General features: G+C 27.1%; 19 protein-coding genes and 1 tRNA gene. 17 read left to right on the top strand and 3 right to left on the bottom strand.

Annotated features, from left to right (window positions below; translation table 11 throughout):
- Nucleotides 1-7: 7 nt before the first annotated feature.
- The 6 genes from hsdR (at nucleotide 8) to CRU94_RS05520 (ending at nucleotide 7,443) form a co-directional block, all read left to right on the top strand.
- On the top strand, nucleotides 8-2,395 hold the full coding sequence (gene hsdR, locus CRU94_RS05545) for an EcoAI/FtnUII family type I restriction enzme subunit R (protein ID WP_129105809.1): 2,388 nt from the start codon (nucleotides 8-10) through the stop codon (nucleotides 2,393-2,395).
- Complete coding sequence (locus CRU94_RS05540; RefSeq protein WP_129105808.1) at nucleotides 2,392-3,363, top strand: Fic family protein; 972 nt, start codon at nucleotides 2,392-2,394, stop codon at nucleotides 3,361-3,363. Before hsdR ends, CRU94_RS05540 begins: the two co-directional genes overlap by 4 nt.
- Before the next feature lie 29 nt (nucleotides 3,364-3,392).
- The gene (locus CRU94_RS05535) at nucleotides 3,393-3,674 is read left to right on the top strand and encodes a KilA-N domain-containing protein (protein WP_258237403.1); all 282 of its coding nucleotides are present in this window, start codon (nucleotides 3,393-3,395) and stop codon (nucleotides 3,672-3,674) included.
- Between the two features lie 42 nt (nucleotides 3,675-3,716).
- Complete coding sequence (locus CRU94_RS05530; RefSeq protein WP_129105807.1) at nucleotides 3,717-4,484, top strand: hypothetical protein; 768 nt, start codon at nucleotides 3,717-3,719, stop codon at nucleotides 4,482-4,484.
- Nucleotides 4,485-4,729: 245 nt separating this feature from the next.
- Nucleotides 4,730-6,214 carry a type I restriction-modification system subunit M gene (locus tag CRU94_RS05525; protein WP_129105806.1) on the top strand — a complete coding sequence of 495 codons (1,485 nt, stop codon included), beginning with the start codon at nucleotides 4,730-4,732 and terminating at the stop codon, nucleotides 6,212-6,214.
- A gap of 83 nt (nucleotides 6,215-6,297) precedes the next feature.
- Nucleotides 6,298-7,443 carry a restriction endonuclease subunit S gene (locus tag CRU94_RS05520; RefSeq protein WP_129105805.1) on the top strand — a complete coding sequence of 382 codons (1,146 nt, stop codon included), beginning with the start codon at nucleotides 6,298-6,300 and terminating at the stop codon, nucleotides 7,441-7,443.
- Here CRU94_RS05520 and uvrA read toward each other — a convergent pair whose 3' ends face one another.
- The 3 genes from uvrA to selA all read right to left on the bottom strand — a co-directional run bounded on the left by uvrA (nucleotide 7,444) and on the right by selA (nucleotide 13,498).
- Nucleotides 7,444-10,260: an excinuclease ABC subunit UvrA gene (gene uvrA / locus CRU94_RS05515; protein WP_129105804.1), complete on the bottom strand. Its 2,817-nt coding sequence runs from the start codon at nucleotides 10,258-10,260 to the stop codon at nucleotides 7,444-7,446.
- 63 nt (nucleotides 10,261-10,323) lie between these two features.
- Nucleotides 10,324-12,153, bottom strand: a complete 1,830-nt coding sequence (selB, locus tag CRU94_RS05510; protein WP_129105803.1) for a selenocysteine-specific translation elongation factor — start codon at nucleotides 12,151-12,153, stop codon at nucleotides 10,324-10,326.
- Nucleotides 12,146-13,498, bottom strand: a complete 1,353-nt coding sequence (gene selA / locus CRU94_RS05505; protein WP_129105802.1) for an L-seryl-tRNA(Sec) selenium transferase — start codon at nucleotides 13,496-13,498, stop codon at nucleotides 12,146-12,148. The genes selB and selA overlap by 8 nt, the downstream gene beginning before the upstream one ends.
- A gap of 52 nt (nucleotides 13,499-13,550) precedes the next feature.
- Between selA and CRU94_RS05500 the strand changes: the two genes are divergently transcribed.
- The 11 genes from CRU94_RS05500 (at nucleotide 13,551) to CRU94_RS05455 (ending at nucleotide 22,273) form a co-directional block, all read left to right on the top strand.
- Nucleotides 13,551-13,649: transfer RNA gene (locus CRU94_RS05500), tRNA-Sec, on the top strand.
- Between the two features lie 118 nt (nucleotides 13,650-13,767).
- Nucleotides 13,768-15,405: an ATP-binding protein gene (locus tag CRU94_RS05495; RefSeq protein ID WP_129105801.1), complete on the top strand. Its 1,638-nt coding sequence runs from the start codon at nucleotides 13,768-13,770 to the stop codon at nucleotides 15,403-15,405.
- A 67-nt stretch (nucleotides 15,406-15,472) separates the two neighbouring features.
- Nucleotides 15,473-15,727, top strand: a complete 255-nt coding sequence (locus CRU94_RS05490; RefSeq protein ID WP_129105800.1) for a helix-turn-helix domain-containing protein — start codon at nucleotides 15,473-15,475, stop codon at nucleotides 15,725-15,727.
- Nucleotides 15,717-16,877 (top strand): type II toxin-antitoxin system HipA family toxin, encoded by a 1,161-nt coding sequence (locus tag CRU94_RS05485; RefSeq protein WP_129105799.1) that lies wholly within the window; start codon nucleotides 15,717-15,719, stop codon nucleotides 16,875-16,877. Before CRU94_RS05490 ends, CRU94_RS05485 begins: the two co-directional genes overlap by 11 nt.
- Before the next feature lie 65 nt (nucleotides 16,878-16,942).
- The gene (locus CRU94_RS05480; protein ID WP_129105798.1) at nucleotides 16,943-17,602 is read left to right on the top strand and encodes a hypothetical protein; all 660 of its coding nucleotides are present in this window, start codon (nucleotides 16,943-16,945) and stop codon (nucleotides 17,600-17,602) included.
- A 219-nt stretch (nucleotides 17,603-17,821) separates the two neighbouring features.
- Nucleotides 17,822-18,217 (top strand): hypothetical protein, encoded by a 396-nt coding sequence (locus tag CRU94_RS05475; protein ID WP_129105797.1) that lies wholly within the window; start codon nucleotides 17,822-17,824, stop codon nucleotides 18,215-18,217.
- Between the two features lie 240 nt (nucleotides 18,218-18,457).
- On the top strand, nucleotides 18,458-19,696 hold the full coding sequence (locus CRU94_RS05470; protein ID WP_129105796.1) for a PD-(D/E)XK nuclease family protein: 1,239 nt from the start codon (nucleotides 18,458-18,460) through the stop codon (nucleotides 19,694-19,696).
- A gap of 294 nt (nucleotides 19,697-19,990) precedes the next feature.
- On the top strand, nucleotides 19,991-20,149 hold the full coding sequence (locus CRU94_RS09605; RefSeq protein WP_164966571.1) for a hypothetical protein: 159 nt from the start codon (nucleotides 19,991-19,993) through the stop codon (nucleotides 20,147-20,149).
- 47 nt (nucleotides 20,150-20,196) lie between these two features.
- The gene (locus tag CRU94_RS05465; protein ID WP_129105795.1) at nucleotides 20,197-20,460 is read left to right on the top strand and encodes a hypothetical protein; all 264 of its coding nucleotides are present in this window, start codon (nucleotides 20,197-20,199) and stop codon (nucleotides 20,458-20,460) included.
- 105 nt (nucleotides 20,461-20,565) lie between these two features.
- On the top strand, nucleotides 20,566-21,489 hold the full coding sequence (locus CRU94_RS05460; RefSeq protein WP_129105794.1) for a helix-turn-helix transcriptional regulator: 924 nt from the start codon (nucleotides 20,566-20,568) through the stop codon (nucleotides 21,487-21,489).
- 76 nt (nucleotides 21,490-21,565) lie between these two features.
- Nucleotides 21,566-22,273 (top strand): Sir2 family NAD-dependent protein deacetylase, encoded by a 708-nt coding sequence (locus tag CRU94_RS05455; RefSeq protein ID WP_129105793.1) that lies wholly within the window; start codon nucleotides 21,566-21,568, stop codon nucleotides 22,271-22,273.
- The last annotated feature ends 6 nt before the right edge of the window (nucleotides 22,274-22,279 follow it).

Here is a 22,279-nt window from a genome sequence, read left to right as displayed (position 1 = left end):
GGAAAATATGGCTTATAGTGAATCTGATACTCGTGCAAATTTAATAGATCCAAAACTTGAAACTTCAAATTGGAAATCTTCAAATATAGTTAGAGAATACTATTTCACAGATGGTAGGAAACTAATAGGTGGAAAAAGAGGAAAGAGATATTTTGTAGATTATCTTCTAACTTACAAAAATACTAATCTAGCAATTATTGAAGCAAAAGCTCAAAACAAAGACCCACTTGATGGACTTCAACAAAGCATAAACTATGCGCAAAAACTAAAAATTGATTTTGTTTACTCTACAAATGGAGATAAGATTTATGAACACTCACTTCTTTGTGGAAAAGGTCGATTTATAGAAGATTATCCAACTCCAGAAGAGCTTTTTTATAGAAAATTTGGAAAATTAAAAGAGCAAGAAGAGAGAGTAATTACTCAAAATTTTTATTTTGAAGGGAATAAAAAACCAAGATTTTATCAGCAAATTGCAGTTCAAAAAGCAGTTGAAGCAATAGCAAATGATAAAAATAGAGTTCTTTTAACCCTAGCAACTGGAACAGGAAAAACATATATAGCTTTTCAAATCGTATATAGACTATTTCAAGCAAAATGGAATAAAGATAAAACAAACAGAAGACCAAAAATCTTGATTCTTGCAGATAGAAATATATTAAAATTACAAGCTATGAGTGAGTTTAATCCCATGGAAAAAGATTTGGTGGATATAAATGGAAAAGATATAAAAAGAAGAGGTGGGAAAGTTCCTACAAATGGAAATGTCTTTTTTGCTATTTATCAATCTATTGCTGAAAATAAAAATAGAATTATTGAAAATAGTGATGAAGAGAATGAAGATGATGTAATAGCTTACTACAAACAGTATCCATCTAACTTTTTTGATTTAGTTATCATAGATGAGTGTCACAGAGGTAGTGCAAATGATACTAGCTCTTGGAGAGATATTTTAAATCATTTTTCACATGCTACACATTTAGGGCTTACAGCAACTCCAAAAAGAGATGACAATGGCGATACTTACAAATACTTTGGAGAGCCAGTTTATGAATACTCTTTAAAAGATGGGATAAATGATGGATTTTTAACTCCATATAAAGTAAAGAGAATTCAAACAAATATAGATGAGTATCACTTCAATCCTGATGATATAATCACAGGTGAGTTGGATAAAAATATAGTAACACTTCAAGAGTTTGAAAAAAGCGTGATTATTCCAAAAAGAACTAAACTAATAGCCAAAACAATTTTAGAAAATATAAATCCTTTTGATAAAACAATAATTTTTTGTGTAAATCAAAAACACGCAATGGATATGAAAGTAGCAATAGATAGATATAAAACTATAAAAGATAGCAACTATTGTGTAAGAGTTACAAGTGATGAGGGCGAGATTGGAAGAGAATTTTTAGAAGACTTTCAAAATAATGATAAAGATATTCCTACAATTCTTACAAGCTCAAAAATGCTAACAACTGGAGTTGATGCAAAAAATGTACGAAATGTGGTTTTAACTGCACCAATCTCTTCTATGACTGAGTTTAAACAGATAATTGGAAGAGGAACAAGAACTTATGAGGGAAAAGATTTCTTCACTATTATAGATTTTGTAGGAGCTACAAATCTATTTTATGATAAAGCTTGGGATGATGACCCTTTGAGTGTTGATATAAAAACAACAAAGATAGAAGATATTGAAGATGATGAGCTTAATGAAGAGAATAAAACAGATAAAGAAAAAACCGAGCAAAATAAAAAAGAAGAGCTTTTAAATGATGATGAATTTGAAGCAAAAACAAAAGAGGAAAAAGCAAAAAAAGAGCAAGTAATAATAGATATAAAAGGTAAAAAACTAAAAGTAATAAATATAGAGACAACTTATGTAGGAGTAGATGGAAAGCCTTTGAGAAGTTCTGAATATCTTGAGCTTTTAATAGGTGTTTTGGGAAGATTTTATAATGATGAGCAAACACTAAGAGATATTTGGAGTAATCCAAAAAATAGAAAAGAGCTCTTAAAAAAACTAAAAGATATGAATATAGATGAGTCTCAACTTGAAGATTTAAAAGATATTTTTGAAGCAAAAAATAGTGATATTTATGATGTTTTGGCTCATTTGTCTTTTAATCACAACATAAAAACAAGAGATGAAAGAGCAATAGCTGCTTTAAACTCTAAATTTATAGAGAAATACCAAAATGAAAAAGCAAAAGATTTTATAGAGTTTATACTACAAAAGTATAGAAAATATGGTTTTAAAGAGCTAGAAGAGAATAAACTCTCAACACTAATAGAACAAAGTGGATTTGATAGAAGAGAACTTATGGCTTCATTTGGCAAGTTTAAAATAAGAGATGAGTATTTTGAGCTTCAAAGGGAGATTTATAGATGAGTTACAAACCACCATACACTATAAGTGATAAGATTTTAAATCTGGTAGTAGATATAACTATGCTTTTATCAAAAGTTGATATTGCTTTCAAAAATAATGTACTTCTTAGAAAAAAAAATCAAATCAAAACAGTAGTTGGAACCCTTGCTATTGAAGGAAATAATCTTGACATAAAACAAGTTACAGAAATACTTGAGGGCAAAAAAGTAGTCGGTAACCAAAAAGAGATTCAAGAGGTAAAATCAGCTATCAATACTTATGAAAATATTGAAAAATTTGACCCATATAAAATAGATGATTTATTTAAAGCTCACTCTTTAATGATGAATTTACTTTTAGAAAATGTAGGACAATTTAGAGATGTAAAAGTTGCTGTAAAAGGTGATGAGATTGTACATGTTGCTCCACCACCTTTACAAGTTCCAAAGCTGATGGAAGAGCTTTTTGAGTGGTTAAAAAATAGTGAGTTAAATCCGCTTATTTCAAGTTCTGTTTTTCATTATGAATTTGAATTTATTCATCCTTTTGTAGATGGAAATGGCAGAATCGGAAGATTTTGGCAAAGTTTGATTTTGTCTAAATACAATCCTATATTTTTGTCTTTTCCTATAGAAAGTATAATCAAACAGCGACAAGATGAATACTATAAAACTTTATCTACTTGCGATATGGAAGCTAATAGCACACTTTTTATTGAATTTATGTTGGAGTGTATATATGAGGCTATTAGTTCGGAGATAAATTCGGATAAAAGTTCGGAGATAAATTTTCAAGGTACAGATGAAAAAATCCTTGATTTTCTAAAAATAAACCCAAAAGCAACTATAAAAATCTTAGCTTCTAAACTAAACCTGACAACAAGAGCCATAGAAAAACAACTTGCAAATCTAAAAAAAGAAAATAGACTTCAAAGAGTTGGAAGTCCTAAAAAAGGGGAATGGGTGGTAAATGAAAAGGGAGATTTATAGATGAGTCAAAGTATGAGAGGAAAAAACTGATGGCAAAGATAATAGTTCAAGAAAAAGAAATTACTATTTTAACAGTAGAAAATGAAGATTATATCTCTCTTACAGATATGCTCAAAGCAAAAGATGGAGATTTTTTTATTTCAGATTGGCTTAGAAATAGAAATACTATCGAATATCTTGGAATTTGGGAGAAGATTCATAACCCAAATTTTAATTATGGCGAATTCGCCATAATTAAATCTCAAGCAGGACTTAATAGTTATAAATTAAGTGTAAAAGAGTGCTATTCTTCAAATGAAGATTTTAAGTGATGGGGGATGGAAGAGAGCTGAAAATAAAGGAAAACAAAATAAATGAGTGATTTAATACTTGAAGATAAACTTACATATAAAATTGATTCTGATGAACCTATTGAATTAAATCAATTAATTTTATCTCTAAAATCTTTGGGAGATGAATATGGTAAATTTTCTAAAATTAAAGATGTTGAAGTAAAAATTAGTGAAGTTAGAAAAGGAAGTTTTGAATTTGATTTTGTATTAATGTCATTTGCACCTTTACTTCCATTTATGTCAGATGTAAATACAACAGTAGATTTTATAAAAAGAGTATCTGAATTAAAATCATTTTTTTTAAATCAAAATAGTGATATTCAACCTACATTGGAAGAAGCTAAATTAATGAATAGTATAAATATACCTATTCAAACATTTAATAATTATGGAACAGTTATAATAAATGATACTCAAAAAGTTGATAAAGTAGAATTTAATAAAGAAGATTCAAAATTAATTACAACAAATTCTTCAAAATATATAAAAGAATTAAAACAAAAAGAAGATGAAGAAAAACAAAATATTTTTAAAGATAGATTAATTAGATTTGTTCAAACTCGCACAGATAATAAAGATTATGGTAATAAATCGATTTGTGAAGATATTTCAAGCAAGGAAATAAAAACGATATTTGAAAATGATGATATAAAAAATGAGATTTTAGATAATCCATATCATTATGGATTTTTAGTAGATTTAGAAGTACAATACATAAATAATGATGCTAAGATTTATAGGATTATGAAGTTAAATGATAAAATAAATTTAGAAGAGAATGATTTATAAAATAAATTTTTAGATTATACATGTCGAAAAAATTAAAAAATTTCGGTATATTAAATTTATATGTCGAAATAGTTAAATATTTTCGACACAAATTATGAGTAAAAAGATACAAAATTTACCTATAGTTACAAATCTATGAGTAAAAAATTACAAAATTTTTACATATAGTAGATGATATGTAAAAAAAAGAGCAAAAACTTTACATATAAACATAAAACTTATAAATAAGAAAAAGGAAAAGAGATTTGGAAAGCAAAATAAACAGAATAACAGACATCCTAAGAAGAGATGATGGAATAAGTGGTGCTATGCACTACACAGAGCAGATCTCTTGGATTTTGTTTTTAAAATTTTTATCAGATTTAGAAGATAGCAAATACGAAGATGCACAGCTAGATGGAGAGAACTATACATATATTTTAGAAGAGAAGTATAGATGGAATATTTGGGCAGCTCCCAAAAAAGATGGAAAAATAGATCTATTAAATGCACAAAGTGGAGATGATTTACTTGATTTTGTGAATAAAGAGTTATTTCCTTATCTCAAAAGTTTCAAAAATATCACAGAAAACCCAAAATCTATCAAATATAAAATTGGTGCTATATTTGAGTTTTTAGACAATAGGGTCGCAAATGGTCATACTCTTAGAGAGATTCTTGATATTATTGATAATATGGATTTTCACAACCAATCAGACCTTTTTCAACTTTCACTTATTTATGAAAAATTGCTTAAAGATATGGGAAGTGATGGTGGAAATAGTGGGGAGTTTTATACTCCTCGCCCTCTTATTAAAGTAATAACAGATGTTGTAAATCCACAAATTGGACAAACTATTTATGACCCAGCAGTTGGATCTTGTGGATTTTTGATAGAGGCTTACAATCACATAAGATACACAGATGTACAAGCTAATAAACAAAGAGATTTATCAACCGACCAACTAAAATTTTTAAACGAAGATACTTTTTTTGGAAATGAAAAAACTCCACTATCTTATGTAATGGGTGTTATGAATATGATTTTACACGGAATTGAATCACCAAATATAAGTAAATCAAACACTTTGACAAAAGACATCAGAGGACTTGAAGAGAAAGATAGATTTGATTGCATTTTGGCAAATCCTCCTTTTGGTGGAAAAGAGAAAGAGCAGATACAAAACAACTTCCCTATAAAATCAAATGCAACAGAGTTGCTCTTTTTGCAACATATGATGAATCATTTAAAGCAGGGTGGTAGATGTGGAGTTGTAATACCTGAGGGTGTATTGTTTCAAACAAACAACGCATTTGCAAGTGTAAAAAAAGATTTACTAGAAAGGTTCAATGTACATACGATTTTAAGTCTTCCTAGTGGAGTATTTCTTCCATATAGTGCTGTAAAAACAAATGTTGTGTTTTTTGATAGAGCTGGAAGTACAGCAGATATTTACTACTATGAAGTAAATCCGCCATATAAACTTACAAAAAATAAACCTATAAATATTGACCATTTTGCAGAGTTTTTAGAGTCTTGGAAAGATAGAAAAATTACGGAAAACTCTTGGATAGTAAATGTAAATGATATAAAAGATTTTGATTTAAGTGCCAAAAATCCAAATAAAAATGAGAAAATAGAGCACAAAAGCCCAATAGAACTTGTGGAAAATATAAAACTAAATAACACTTTGATAAATGATTTGTTAGATGAGGTTGAAGAAATTTTGATTGGGAAAGATATTGAGTAGAAAAACAGAACCCCCAGCTATATATCAAGTATATAGACTTACGGGGGAATTTCAAAATGATTATAACAAATTGAGGTTTAATAATGAGTGAATTATATAGTTTGCCTGATGGGTGGGAGTGGATTGAATTTTCAAAAGTTTTCGATACACCAACTTCCAAACCATATCAAATACAAAAAACAGAATATTTAGAAAAGGGATTATTACCTATAATTGACCAAGGAAAAGAATTTATTATTGGATATACCAATTCTATTGAAAAGAAATATTCGAATGAGTCAAATTGTATTATTTTTGGAGACCATACTCGACAAATCAAATATGTTGATTTTGATTTTGTTATTGGTGCAGATGGAACAAAAATATTAAAAGAAAAAGATAAAAACAAATATGATTTGAAATTTTTATATTTTCAATTCTTGTCAAAAAAAATAGAATCATTAGGATACAGTAGACATTTTAAATTAGTTAAAGAAATGTTTTTTGCTATTCCACCACTTGAAGAACAAAAAAGGATTGTGGCAAAGTTGGATATTTTATTTGCAAAAATAGATAAAGCCATAGCTTTACATCAAAAAAATATTGATGAAGCAGATATTTTTATGACAAGTGTTTTAAATGATGTTTTTGGAGAATTAGAAGAAAAATATGAAAAAAAACAATTAAATGAAATTATTAAAATAATTGGTGGAGGAACACCATCTAAAGCAAATAAAGAATATTGGGAAAATGGAACAATCAAATGGGCAACAGTTGGAGACATGAATGTTGAAACGATTACAAAAACAGAATTGTCAATTACAGAAATTGGATTAAAAAATAGTTCATCTAATATAATTCCTAAAAATGGAATTATCATTGCTACAAGAGTAGGATTAGGAAAAGTTTGCTATTTAGAAGATGATACTGCAATAAATCAAGATTTAAAAGGTTTAATTCTTAAAGATAATAAGTTAAATATCAGATATTTATTTAATTTCTTTAAAAATATAGAAAAATATATAATAAGTAATGGAATAGGTGCAACAGTAAAAGGTGTTAAGTTAGAATTTATTAAAGAATTAGAAATTCCTCTTCCACCACTTCAAACCCAACAAAAAGTAGTTTCATACCTAGATGAAATTTCAAATAAAATGGAGAAAATAAAACAAATCCAAAAAGAGAAAATGCAAAGCCTAAAAGAGCTAAAAGCCTCTATTTTAGACAAAGCATTTAAAGGTGAGTTATAACTACTTTTGTTGTAACTCTTTATGCAAATAGTATCCAGTGTGAGAACCACTTTTTTCGTGATTGTTTGCAATATGTTCAACTGTTCCCATATCTACAATTTTTCCACCCTTATCTCCACCCTCAGGACCAATATCAATAATAAAATCAGAGTTTTTAATAACATCAAGATTATGTTCAATCACAAGCACAGAGTTTCCAAGCTCTACTAGATGGTGAAGTACACTTGTAAGTCTATCAACATCTGCAAAGTGAAGTCCAGTTGTAGGTTCATCTAAAATATATAAAGTATTTCCAGTATCTTTTTTGCTTAGCTCTTTGCTTAGTTTTATTCTTTGAGCCTCTCCACCACTTAAAGTTATGGCATTTTGTCCCAAAGTTATATATCCAAGTCCTACATCGCTTAGAGTTTTTAGTTTTGCATATAGTTTTGGCACTTTTGCAAAAAACTCTAAAGCTTCATCAACGCTCATATTTAAAACATCAGATATATTTTTTCCTCTATATAAAATCTCTAAAGTTTGGGCATTGTACTTTTTACCATTACAAGTGTCACATTTAACCATAATATCTGGCAAGAAGTGCATTTCGATTTTGATTTCACCCTCTCCTTGACACTTCTCACATCTTCCACCTTTTACATTAAAAGAGAATCTTCCTATTTTATAACCTCTTAGCATTGACTCTTTTGTTTTAGAAAATAGGTCTCTTACATCATCCATAAGTCCTGTATATGTTGCTGGATTAGATCTTGGAGTTCTTCCTATTGGGCTTTGGTCAAGATAGATTACTTTATCTAGTTTTTCTAAACCATCTATTTCTACTCCATCTACTTTTTTAACCTTTCTAGCACGATTTAAAAGCTCTTGCGCAACTGGAAGTAGGGTTTGAAGAATAAGTGAAGATTTACCACTTCCACTAACTCCTGTGATACTTACTAGATTTCTAAGTGGAATTTTTACATTTAGATTTTTTATATTGTTTATATTTACATTTTTAATCTCTATAAACTCTTCTTGAGGTCGATTGTGTGGATATTCCACTCTTTTTTTATTGTTTAAATATAGTGCCGTTTGAGTTTTTGCTTTTAAAAGCTCTTTTAATGTTCCAGCAAATACAACCTCTCCACCAAATTTTCCAGCATTTGGACCAATATCAACAATAAAATCACTAGCCATAATTGTCTCTTTATCATGTTCAACAACAATTACAGTATTTCCTTTTTCTTGTAAAGCTCTTAGAGTTTTTATAAGTTTGCTTGTATCTCTTTCATGAAGTCCAATAGATGGCTCATCAAGTACATACATAACTCCTGTTAATCCACTTCCAATTTGTGAAGCAATCCTAATTCTTTGAGCCTCTCCACCACTTATTGTTCTTGCATCTCTTCCTAAAGTTATATATCCAAGTCCAACATCATGTAAGAAAAATATTCTCTCTTTTATCTCTTTTAAAATTGGAGCTGCAATCATCTTTTGCTGATCACTAAAATATTTAAAATTTGTATCATCTTTGAAAAAACTATGTGCCTCTTCAATAGGAATATTTAAAATATCTGGTATTCTTTTTTTAGCTACATAGACAGCTTGACTAGATGGTTTTAATCTGTTTCCACCACAAGAGTCACATTTTTTCTCTGTCATATACTCAGAGATCTCTTTTTCATCTTTTATCATATCGTAGGCTAATTTTACAATTCCATCCCACTTTCTTTTTAGTTTGTGTCTTTTCCAAAAAAACTCAAACTCATCTACACTTCCGTGTAAAATTGCTTTTTTATGATGCTCATCAAGTGATGAGAAAGGTTTTTTTGTGTCTATATTTTGGCTCTCACAATATGCAATAAGCATTTTAAAATAGAAGCCTTTGTTAAATCCATAGATTATTTTAATAGCCCCATCTTCAATTGCCAAATCTTCATCAATAATCTTTTTCATATCAAGAGCATATCTTATTCCCAAACCATCACAAGAGCTACAAGCTCCTTTTGGAGAGTTAAAAGAGAAACTTAAAGGCTCAAGCGCTTCAAAAGAGATTTTACAATCAAAACATGCCATATGTTCAGAGTAGTGAATACTCTTTTCAACTCCTAACTCTTCGTGATTCATAATCTCAATTTCAAGCTCTCCAAAACTCTCTTTTAGACCTTTTTCAACATCTTGTGCGATTCTCTCTTTGTTTTCAAGGTTTGCTGTAACTCTATCTATTACAACTTTGATTGTGTGCATTTTTGTTTTTTCTAACTCAATATCTTCATCAAGTCTAACCATAACACCATCAACCATTGCTCTTACATAACCTTTTGATCTAAGAGATTCAAACAGATCTGCGAAGCTTCCTTTTTTTCTATTTATTAAAGGTGCTAGTATTATGAGCTTTGCATCATTTGGCAAAGATAGAACTTGTTCTATAATATCACTTGCACTCATTTGAGATATTGGTTTCCCACATAAATGGCAGTGTTGAGTTCCAACTCTTGCATATAAAAGTCTAAGATAGTCATAAACCTCTGTGATAGTTCCAACAGTAGATCTTGGGTTTTTTGAAGTAGTTTTTTGATCAATTGCAATTGCAGGAGTTAAACCCTCAATTCTTTCAACATCAGGTTTTCCAACTCTATCTAAAAATTGTCTAGCATAAGAGGATAAAGACTCTATATATCTTCTTTGACCCTCAGCATAAAGTGTATCAAAAGCTAAAGTTGATTTTCCACTTCCACTTAATCCTGTAAATACTATTAGCTTATTTTTTGGTATCTCTAGGTTTATATTTTTTAAATTATTCTCTTTTGCATTAAATATTTTTATCGTATCACTCATAATCTGCCTTTAAAATTTAAAGCTTACATTATATAGTAATATTGTTAATAGTTTATTTTATACCTATGCAAAAACTCTTCTATTTTCAACTTTTTTAATATCACTAAAATTATCTAAATAGTCCAAATAACAAACAAGATATTTTCTACTTAAATCAAATCTTTGTTTAAAGTTAAAAATCTCTATAAAACCATCCTCTTTTATAATATCTCTCATAGATTTTATAATCTTATTTAAACTTTGGCTATGAATAAAAAGATTGTGTTGAAGCCTTATTACATCTTTTTTTGCTGTAAGTGATTTTAAGATATCATCTCCAAGTTTTCTATCAATATCTAAATCATCATAGATATTATAAGGTGCTGTTGGAGTTATATCTTCACTCTTTAATCTATTTAAAAATATATCTTCAAGCTCTTTTGTAATATCCTCTTTTATATTTGCGTTTTTATAAAGTTGTCCCTCTTTTACTAAAAAGCCATTTTGTACCAAATCAGCTAAAGCACTATTTATAAACTCAATACTAGCCCAAGGAACTCTTAAATTTATAGATGAGCTTGAAAGTAGGGCATGAGAGTTTTTTGTATAGATATTTTTTATAAATTCAACTATCTCATCTTTTGTTTTAATTGGATATATAACTAACTCTTTTTTATCTACAAAAACATCTTCTAAAGAGTTTGCAAACTCTAAAGACTCATCATGACTTAGAGCAAATCTTTGAGTTGAAGATACAACTCCTAAACCTCTTTTGTGAGCCTCTAAAAGTATTTTAAAACTATTTTTAAAATCTCTTTTGTAAAGATTTTTCAAAAGTTCTCTTTTTTGATTTTTATTCATTGGATCATATATTGGATTTAAAATAACTCCACCACAAATAGTATCATTTGCACTTCTTAAAATAACTTTTTCTCCAAAAACGGTAAATAGTTTTTCATCCATTTTTAGTGTTGCAAAACCATCTTCAAGTGATGTTAAAGAGTCAAAAAGTAGAACTTTTGCATCAATTTTTTTAGATCCAATAAACAAAGTATATGTTTGATTGTGATTTAGTTTTTTGTTTTTTAAGCACTTAAAAGAGATATCAATAGTATCAAAACCTCTTAAAAACCCTTTTTTTGTAATAATATCTCCTCTTTGAAGTGAGTTTATATCAATTGAAGATAGATTTAGTGCAGCCCTTGAAGAGATATCTGCTTCAATTGCGTTTTGATTATGTACTTGAATATTTTTTATTTTTGTCTCTTTTTGTAAATGAGGAATAAAAACTTTCTCTTCAAGCTCAATTTTTTTACCTAAAACTGTCCCTGTTACAACTGTTCCACTACCCTTTACACTAAAAACTCTATCAATATAAAATCTAAAAAAGTTCTCAGGAGTTTTTGTGCTATTTGAGATTGTAAATAGAGCGTTTTTTAAATCTTCAATAGATTTCTCATCATAAATAGATACAGCTTTTATAAATTTGATATTAAATTCAAATTCATCTAAAAACTCTACAATTTTCGCTTCTTGCTCTTTTAGTGTTTGTTCATCTACTAAATCTTTTTTTGTAATTACTAAAATAAGATTTTTTATTCCCAAAAGCGATAAAATCTCAATATGCTCAATAGTTTGAGGCATAAGGGACTCTTTAGCACTAACAACAAGCATTACATAATCAAATCCAAAAGCTCCAGCAATCATATTTTTTATAAGTTTTTCATGACCTGGAACATCTATAAATGCAATATTTCTCTCAGCTCTTGTAAGATTTGAGAAGCTTAAATCTATTGTTATTCCTCTTTGTTTCTCTTCATTTGTACTATCACCTTCAAAACCATTTAAAGCACGAATTAGTGCAGTTTTTCCATGGTCAATATGACCAGCAGTTCCTATTATAATATTAGACATTTTTAAACTCTTTTTTTAATATCTCTTCAATTTTGCTTATATCTTTTTCTAATATTGTTCTAAAATCAAGCAGTACTTTGTCATTTTCAATTCTACTTATGATTAGATTTTTTCTTAAAATTTTTTCTATCTCATTTGCTTTTAGGTTTTTATACTCAAGGCTTAAAGCAAATGTAGGGATTTTTTTATTTGGAGTTGTTCCTCCACCAACCATTGTAAAGCTTTTGATTACTTCACATTTTATAAAATCATCTATACTATTTTTTAAAATATTTGCTCTTTGTTCTAAAACTTCAAGCTTTGTATTTAGCATTTTTAGAGTTGGAATTTTATCTAACTCATTTTTTAAATAGATATTTAGACTCTCTTCTAAAAGTGCAAGAGTTATCTTATCAACTCTTAGCATTCTTAAGAGTTGATTTTTTTTAAGTTGTGATATTAACTCTTTTTTTCCAACTATTATTCCAGCTTGAACACTACCTAAAAGTTTATCTCCTGAGAAGCTAAGCAAACTTGGATTTGATTTCATAAGCTCAATAATAGAAGGCTCATCTTTGCTTAGGTTAAAAGGTAAATCAAAAATATGACCACTTCCCATATCAAAATAATCTATTAAGCCATTTTTTTGTGCTAGTTTTGATATATCTTCAAAGCTAACTTCACTAAAAAACCCTTCAATACTATAGTTTGATTTATGAACTTTCATAAGCATTGCACTATTTTCATTTATAGCATTTTCATAATCTCTTAAATGAGTTTTATTTGTAGTTCCAATCTCTTTTAAAATAGCTCCACTTTGAGTCATAACTTCAGGAACTCTAAAACTTCCACCAATCTCTACAAGCTCTCCACGGCTAAGAACTGCCTCTTTATTTTTGCAAAATGTGTTAAGGATTAGAAAAACAGCACTTGCATTGTTGTTTACAACCAAAGCATCTTCACAATTTATTAATGCTTGAAGAGATTTTGTGATATGCTCATATCTTTCACCTCTTTTTCCATCTTCTAAACTATATTCAAGATTGTTATAAGATGTTGCTATTGTTATTGCATTTTTAAATAAGCTCTCATCAAGCAAACTTCTTCCTAAGTTTGTATGCACAATAATTCCAGTTGCGTTTATAACTGGTTTTAATGAAGATTGTGTAAGATTTTCGTATCTATTTAAAACATTTAAAATAAGAGTTTGTTCATCAAAACTATCTATTTTTTTATTTAATATTTCAACTCTTAGATTTTCTAAAACTTCTTTTGTGATTTTTGTTATTAAAGTTTTTGATAATCCTTCAAAAGCTTTGTTTGTGATAAACTTATCAACCTTTGGAATGGATTTTAGTAACATAATTTTTACCTTTTATAAATTTTTAAAGAGTATTATTATACTATTTTAATCTTATGGAAGGTTTGTGTATCTGGTGAGCACCACAGGCTTCAACCCTGATTGTCGGTTTTTGTGTAAACGCCGAGAGAGGTTCGATTCCTCTACCTTCTCGCCACAATAATATACTTACTCTTTATAAAAACAGATAATTTTATGAACAAATAATATATAAGACAAAAAACTGTCCACTTAAAATATTAAACTTCTAATATAAAAAATTAGGAGTTTATCAAATGCAAAGCTTATATTCAAAACTATCAATACTAAAAGATGATGAGAGTTTTTTCTTAAATAGTAGAACAAACAAAACAATTAAACAGATTCAAAAAGAGCTAAATTTAACTATTGATGAAGCAATGATTTTATCAATAGTTATCTCTTATCAAATTCAAGATTCGTATTCAACAGATTTTTCTAATATTAAAAAAGATTTTAAACTAGAAAGTGATGAGTACTTAAAATATTTAAATGTTGCATATAAACTTGAAAAAAAAGGTTTTATTGCATTGGCTGAAAGAAGAAAAGGAAGAAACTCAAGAATAAATCCTGAATTTAATGTAGATGATATGATTTTTAATAAATTAATTTTAGGTTATGACTATTTAGAGGATATTGATTTTAGTGATATATATAGTGTTGTAAATGTTATTGCAGATTTAATTGATAAAAAAGATGATAAAAAATTAAATGAATATAGATTAATTTCTGAAGCTAATAGAGTTTTTGAAAAACTTGATATAAAACAAGAATTTACACAAGCTATCTCTAAGTATTCTACAAAAGAGAAATTAATCTTAATGTACCTTATTTATGAGTATATTGATGGAAATAGTGGTGAAAGAGCAAATAGAATTTGCGAACTTTTTTTTGATGATTTATCACATAGAGCAAGATATTTAGAATCTATTTTAAAAGAGGAGTTGAATATTTTTAAAGATAAATTGGTGCAACTAGAAGAGAGAAGTGGTTTTTTTGATTCATCAACTGATATACAACTAACACAAAAAGCAATTTCTTTGCTTCTGCAATCAAAAGATAAAACAAAAAAACAAGAGTTTAAGGCACAGTTTACAAAACATATTAAATTTAATACTTTGAAAAAAGAGATATTTTTGGATGAAAGAGTAGCAAAAGATATAGATCAATTAAAAAACGCATGTTCAAGTAAAAACTTTAATAAAATTGTAAAAGATTTAAAAAAAGCAAATTTGCCATCTGGAATTGTCTCTATATTTTATGGATTTGCAGGAACTGGTAAAACAGCATCTGTTTATGAGATAGCAAAACTTACAAAAAGAGATGTGCTTCAAGTAGATATTAGCTCAATTCAATCAAAATGGGTAGGAGAGAGTGAGAAAAATACTAAGGCAATATTTGATGAGTATAAAAGAGCTTGTGAAGTTTTAAAATCAAAACCAATTTTGCTATTTAATGAAGCAGATGCGATTATCTCAAAAAGATTAGATGTAAATGATGCAGTTTCTCAAATGAATAATACTATGCAAAATATTTTACTAGAAGAGCTAGAAAACTTTGAAGGTATTTTTATGGCAACAACAAACCTAATAGATAATATGGATGATGCTTTTTCAAGAAGATTTTTAAATAAAATCAAATTTGATAGACCAACAGCTAAAACAAGAGAGCATATTTGGAAATCAAAACTGGGTGATTTAGAAGATAGTATTTATGAAAAATTATCAAAATATGATTTAAGTGGTGGACAGATTGAAAATGTTACAAGAAAATATTTGATAAATAAAATTTTAAATCAAAAAGAGTTTGATTTTGATGAGATTTTAGATTATATAAAAGAAGAGACTTCATTTAAAAAGGATGAAAATGATATAAAAGTGGGGTTTTTAAAATGAAGTATAATTCATATTTAAGTATAAAATCAATAATATATGAAATATATTTCTTATTTAGGAGCAAAAATTGACTCTATTTGATTTGGGAAAAGAGATAAAAACCTTGCGAAAAGAGAAAAACTGGTCTCAAGATGATTTAGAAAAATATTCAGGTATCACAAAAAGAACAATCTCAAAAATAGAAAATGGTTTTATAGATGAGGTTGGGATTAAAAAAGTTGAAAATATTTTGGATTTACTTGGAGTTGAATTTGCCCTTAGACCAAAAGGAAGACCAAAAACTCTTGAAGAGTTACAAGAGGAGTTAAAAAATGCAAGATAGCTCTACAAATGGTTTAAAAGTTTTTGTAAATAAAAATATTACAGGAACTTTAAATTTTGAAAATGATACATATATTTTTAATTATAAAGATAATGCAAAAGATATTGTAAGCCTTACAATGCCAATAAGAAGTGCTAGCTGGAATAGTAAAAAACTTCATCCAATATTTCAAATGAATATGCCAGAAGGTGCTTTAAAAGAGAGTATTAAAAATCACTTCTCAAAAATAGAGACTATGACTGATATAAATATGTTAAAACTAATTGGTCCATATATGTTAGGTCGTGTTAAATTTGAAGAGATAAAAGAGATAAAAGATAATCTAAATTTAGATGATATTTTAAACTCTTCAAAACAAAATTTGTTTGATGAACTTCTTCTTAAATTTGCTATAAAATCTGGAGTTTCAGGTGTTCAGCCAAAGTTACTTTTAAAAGCTTTTGATAAAACAACAATGAAATTTGAAAATTATATAGTTAAATCATGGGAAAATAATTACCCAAATTTAGCTTTAAATGAATATTTTTGTATGAAAGCATGTTCTTATGCAAAACTTCCAACTCCAGAGTTTTATATAAGCGATGATTTTAAAATGTTTGTTATGAAAAGATTTGATATTTTAGAAGATGGCACATATTTTGGATTTGAAGATATGTGTGTATTAACTGCAAGAGGAGTTGAAAATAAATATGAAGGAAGCTATGAAGAGTGCGCTAGAGTTATAAAAGATATAATAAGTCCTCAATATAAAAAAGAGTCTCTAAAAATATTTTTTAAATCTTTAGTTATGAATCATTTGCTTAAAAATGGTGATGCTCATTTAAAAAATTATGGGATTTTATATAAAAATGATTTTAATGATTCATTTTTAGCTCCAATTTATGATGTTATAACTACAAAAGTTTATATTAAAAATGATATTCCAGCCTTAAGACTTAGTGATGGAAAACTTTGGTGGAAAGAAAAAACTTATAAAAACTTTGCAAAGCTTAGTTGTAATCTTACAAATGCTGAATATGAAACTATCATAGATGAGTGCAGTGAAGCAATAAGATTAACAAAAAATGAGATAGAAGAGTTTGTAAAAAAATATCCAAAGCAGAAGATTTTTCTAGATAGTTTGATTGAGTGTTGGAGTGAAAATTTATAATAAAATAGACAAAAAACTGTCCACATAAGTTTGTATCATGCTTTTATAACAAATAGGAGAATGATATGACAAACTTAACTCTATCAAAAAAGACAGCTTTTGAAGTAACAGCAAATAAAGCTCACAAACTTCTGGAAAGCCTAAAAAAATATGAAACTTTTAAAACTTCAAATATGAAAGATACTTCATACTCTATGAAGTTTAGTGGGAATTCAGATAGTAATAAACTTAATAAATTTGAACTAACTTATGCTTCAATTTTAGTAAATGATGAAAAAGATTTGGAAAAACTAATAAAAGATGAAATTAGTGAGAAAGTATATCGACATATTTCTACTTTGGAAGTTTTGGAAGATGTTGCTGACTTAAAAGAGGCAATTTTTGAATTTAATGTAAAAAATGGGCTTAGCAATAAACTAAATTATATAAACAAGAAAAAAGAGCATATAAAACTTTTGGAAAGTTATCTTTTAAAGTCAAAAGCTTCACAAACACCACTTGGTGATATTGTTTCTAGGCTTAAAAAACTAAAAGATAGTGTATTTGAGAGAAATGAAGATTTTGTATTTGAGTACCAATTCTGGGATAAAGAAGTGATTGAAAAAGAGTTAAAAACTATAAAATCAAGGATTCTAAAGCATGAAGAAGAAATCTCACAAATTAATTCTGAGAAAAAGTTAGTTGTTGAGTTTTTTGATAGTTCAAAAGATTTATTAGGATTGTAAAATAGATTTTGGGAGTTGTCATTCCCCATTGTTTTACATAAAGTTTAGTGATTTATTTCACTATTCAAATGACCCGATAGAAGAAAATTAAAAATTAAATTATGGTGCTTGCAGTTTCAAACTGCATTTTATTGTTGCTTATTGTTTCTACCATGTTGATTTTTGAATATTGTTCGTTGTTGAAAATTTCTATCGGTTTTTTAAATAAGGAAAAATTATATGATAGCATCAAAATTAATCACAAAAGAAAATGCAATAAAACGACTCAAAGATAGGAATTTAGACTTTATGGCTATTTTTGTTTCAGGTTCAAATCTCCATCCAAACCCAAGAATGTATAAATATTATTGGTGGATATACTCTATGGAATCACAAGAAAAAAGTGCTGCTGAAGTGTTTTATACAAAAGCTTATAGATTGACTATAAAAGAGTTTGAAAGAGAATCAACAAGATTAACTGAAAATAAGATCTCTTATGCTTATATAAATAGAAAAATTCATAGATTAGATTCAATCTTTAATTACGAAAAGCTAAAAGAAAAATATCCTGATATGGAGTTTGCACCATCTTATGAAGATGACAGTGATGAGATGAATGAAGAAGGTCATAAATAGATGAAAATTTTGATTAAAAGGAAGTATCTTGCAAGGAACTTGAAAAACAAAGAAAAACATATTCAAAAAGATAAGTTTGATCAAATAGTTAAAACTATTAAATATTTAAATCCAATAAAATTTAAAAAAGAACTATCAATCTAAATCTATATTGTGGGAGTTTGTTTAATAAGAGGAAATGTTTTATTTCCTTTGAATTTTTTAAGAATATTATTTAGAATTAAGTCCTAAAAGTTTAAAATGAAAAAAATCCTAAGGAGATGTATGTCCAACGAATTTAATATTGTAAAAAACTTTATATTTGATGATGAAGTTCAGAAATTGTTTGAAGATATTAATAATAATGTTTTAGATTTTAATATTCTTGAAATAACGGGAATGGGAAATCAAGAGATTAAACATTCAAATATTTTAGGATGGTTATTTAGTGACACAGAACATAATTTAGAATATAAAATATTAGAAAGTTTTTTAAAAAAAATCAATGAAAAAAACGAAGTTGAGAATTTACAAGATTACTTATATTTATCAAAACATAGAAAAGATATTGTAATTTATAGAGAAAAAGATAATATTGATTTACTTATAGTTGATGAAGCAAATAAAGTTTTATTTGCTATTGAAAACAAAATATTTGCAGGTGAAAGAACAAATGGAGAAGATGGTGGACAACTCCAAAAATATGAAAATATTATTAATCATAAATATCCAAAATATCAAAAATATTTTATATTTTTAACTATTGATTTAAATGAACCATCAAAAGATAATTGGCTTAAAGCAAATCATGAAATGATAGTTGAAACATTAAATGAAATCTCAAAAAATAAAGATATTTCAATAAAAACCAAAATTATATTTGAAAGTTATACAGACACTTTAAAAAGGAATGGTATCGTGGAAGATAAAAAATTAAAAGAATTATGTTTGCAGATATGGGAAAATTCTACTTATAGAAAAGCATTAGATATTTTAAATAATCATAAGCCTGATATATTTAGTCAAATTAGTGAATATTTACAATTGCAATTAAAAGAAAAATATATTCAAATGACTGAATTAATTAAATTAGATGATTCGAGTAAATCATATATTAGATTTTCTGATAGTAGTTGGCTAAATGTAGAACAAAAAAATGGTGAAGGTTGGACTACGAGTAAAAATGTTTTATTATATGAGTTTCATAATAGTATCTATGGTGGATTAAATCTAAAATTAATTATTGGACCTTCCAAAAATGAAAAGTTTAGAGATAAATTATTTGAAATTGCAACCAATAATAATAAGTTTAAGCCAGGAAAAAATTTATCAAAAAAATGGAATCAGATTTGGTCAATATCGATTATCTCAAAAGAAGAAATAGCAGAAAAAAGTTTTGATGATTTAAAATTAATAATAGATCAAAAACTTAATGAATTTTTTACAGAAAATGGGGAATTTTACAAGATTAGAGAGATTCTAAAAGATGTAATGTCTTAAGAAATTCTATCTTCGTAGGAAGTTTTTTAGCTAAAAATATCGTCATTTGCATTTATTAAATATGATTTGTTTTTTAAAATCTCATTAGCTTTGAAAAAATCTTTCAATACTAAACTATAAATATTCTCCACTGTAAAAACCTTTTGATTTACTTTTTATAATTTTAATTGCTTACTAGGACTATTTTATGTCCAAATAGTTTTGTAAACTTTTTAATAAATATTTAAAATGTGATAGCTATGAAAGTTACAATAGTTAAATATTGATAATTAAAACAAACACGAGGAACAAAAAATGCCAAGATTATTAAAAACATTAGCCGAATATGTTGCTATAACAAGAAAAAAAGAGACCCATTTTATGGTTTTTAACACAGTTATAATGATAAATATGCTTTTGGAAATGAACAAAATTCTGATGAAAATGCAGAAAATGAAATATTTGGATATTTAAATGAAAAGTTTGTAAATAATGTTGCTAGAGATGAATTTATAAATTTTATGAAAGATAATTTTCCTAATGTAAAACTTGAAGAAGTATTTGATATTGTAAGTCCTGGATATATGGTTTATCCATATTTAGGAACTATTGCTATTGATTGTGAAGGAGATGATGAAGTTTATAATGCAATTTGTAAAAAATATGAAGATGAATTAGGCAATCCACTTTCAAAAGATGCAGTTTTTTGGTCTGTTAGTTATGAAATCGCTTTAAGAAATTACAAAGCAGTAAAAAAAATGTGGGATGATGAGCTTTCAGATTAAAAATTGTTATAAATATTTTAAAATATAGGACAATAAAATGTCTAAATTTATAGATATTTAATAAATGTTATGTAAAATAAAAACTATTTTACACAAAGGAAAATAGTGTCAAAAATTATTCAAAAACAAAATGATAATAGTAAATACAACAGAATAAATAAAATTTACGCAATGCTAAAAAACAATGTTCACGGCATGACAATAACAGAGTTATCAAAAGAACTAGATGTTAGTACAAAAACAATTCAAAGAGATTTGTATGAAGTATTAAGTGATTTGGGAGCTGTAAAAGAGGGAAGAACTTGGAAAATAGATCCAAAATTTGAAAATGATGATTTAAATACAAATGAGAGATTAATTTTAGGTATTTTAGATGAGATGGCAAAAAGTGCTGGAAATCTTTTTTACTCAAAAGCTCACTCTTTATTATCTCAAATTACTCAACAACTAGATCATCCAATATTTGCAAATGTAAATGGTGAATACCTAGAAGATAAAACTGTTGCTTTGTTTGAACAAATAGAAAAAGCAATTAAGCAAAAAGTTGAGATAAAGTTTGATTATGAAAAATATAATTTCCATGTAAAACCCCTAAAACTAGCATTCTTTGATGGTTTTTGGTATTTGCTTGCTCTTCATATTAAAAAAGATAAAGAAACTTTTAAAAAATATCATCTAAAAACAATAAAAAAGATAGAGCTACTTAATTCAAAATTTGAAATTCCTGTTATAGTTGAAGAGAGATTAAAATATGCAAATAGTGTTTGGTTTAATCTGGATGTTCAGTTTAGTGTAAGATTGTTTATAGATAAACAAATTAGAAAATATTTTGAAAGAAAACCACTTAGAGGTCAAAGTATAATTGGTGTTGATAGAGATGGCTCAATTGAAATAGAGATAAAAATATCAAATGAAATGGAAATAATTCCACTTATTTTATACTATATTCCATATATAAAAGTTCTTGAACCTCAATGGTTGGCTGATGAGATTAAAAATAGGGTTCAAGGGTATTTAAAAGAGATTTAAAATAGTTTATTATAATTATTTTAATACAAATAAAAGATATATTATAGTTCGTAGAGACGATAAAAAGGATTAAAATTTGGCAAAAATAATTATTTTAAGTGGTGCAGGAATTAGTGCTGAAAGTGGAATTTCTACTTTTAGAGATGAAGATGGACTTTGGGAAAATCATAAGATTGAAGATATTTGTGTAAGTGGTTGTTTGGATTTTAATAAAGATAATACAATAAAATTTTATGATATGTTAAGAGTAAATCTAAAAGATAAAAAACCAAATTATGCTCATGAAGTTGTAGCAAAATTAAAAACTAAATACCCAAATGATATTGCAGTTATTACTCAAAATGTTGATGATATGTTTGAAAAAGCAAACTGTAAAGATGTACTTCATTTACATGGTTTTTTACAAGAACTTAGATGTGTAAAATGTAATAAAATTTTAAATATAGGATATGAAGAGCAGTATAAAAAGCATGAAACTTGCCCAAAATGTAGTGGCTTTTTAAGACCAAATATTGTCTTTTTTGGTGAAGATGCTCCAAAATATATAAATATGTATAATGAGTTTTATGATTGTGAAGTTTTAGTTGTAATAGGAACTAGTGGAGCTGTTATAAATACAGATAGACTTTTAACTTCAAAAATAAAAATCTCTATTTTAAATAACTTAGAAAAAAGCGTATTTTTAAATGACAAACTATACTCAAAAGTTTTATACAAAAAAGCTAGTTTGGCTATTGATGAGATTGCAAAAGATATAGAAGAGTATTTAAATAAAAAGAGCTGATAAATT

Origin of the sequence: Arcobacter sp. AHV-9/2010 (genome assembly GCF_004116575.1) — a bacterium.
In the GTDB taxonomy this organism is placed as follows: Bacteria; Campylobacterota; Campylobacteria; order Campylobacterales; family Arcobacteraceae; genus Aliarcobacter; species Aliarcobacter skirrowii.
Note: the sequence above shows the minus strand (reverse complement) of the source record. Positions and strands in the feature narration are given on the sequence as shown.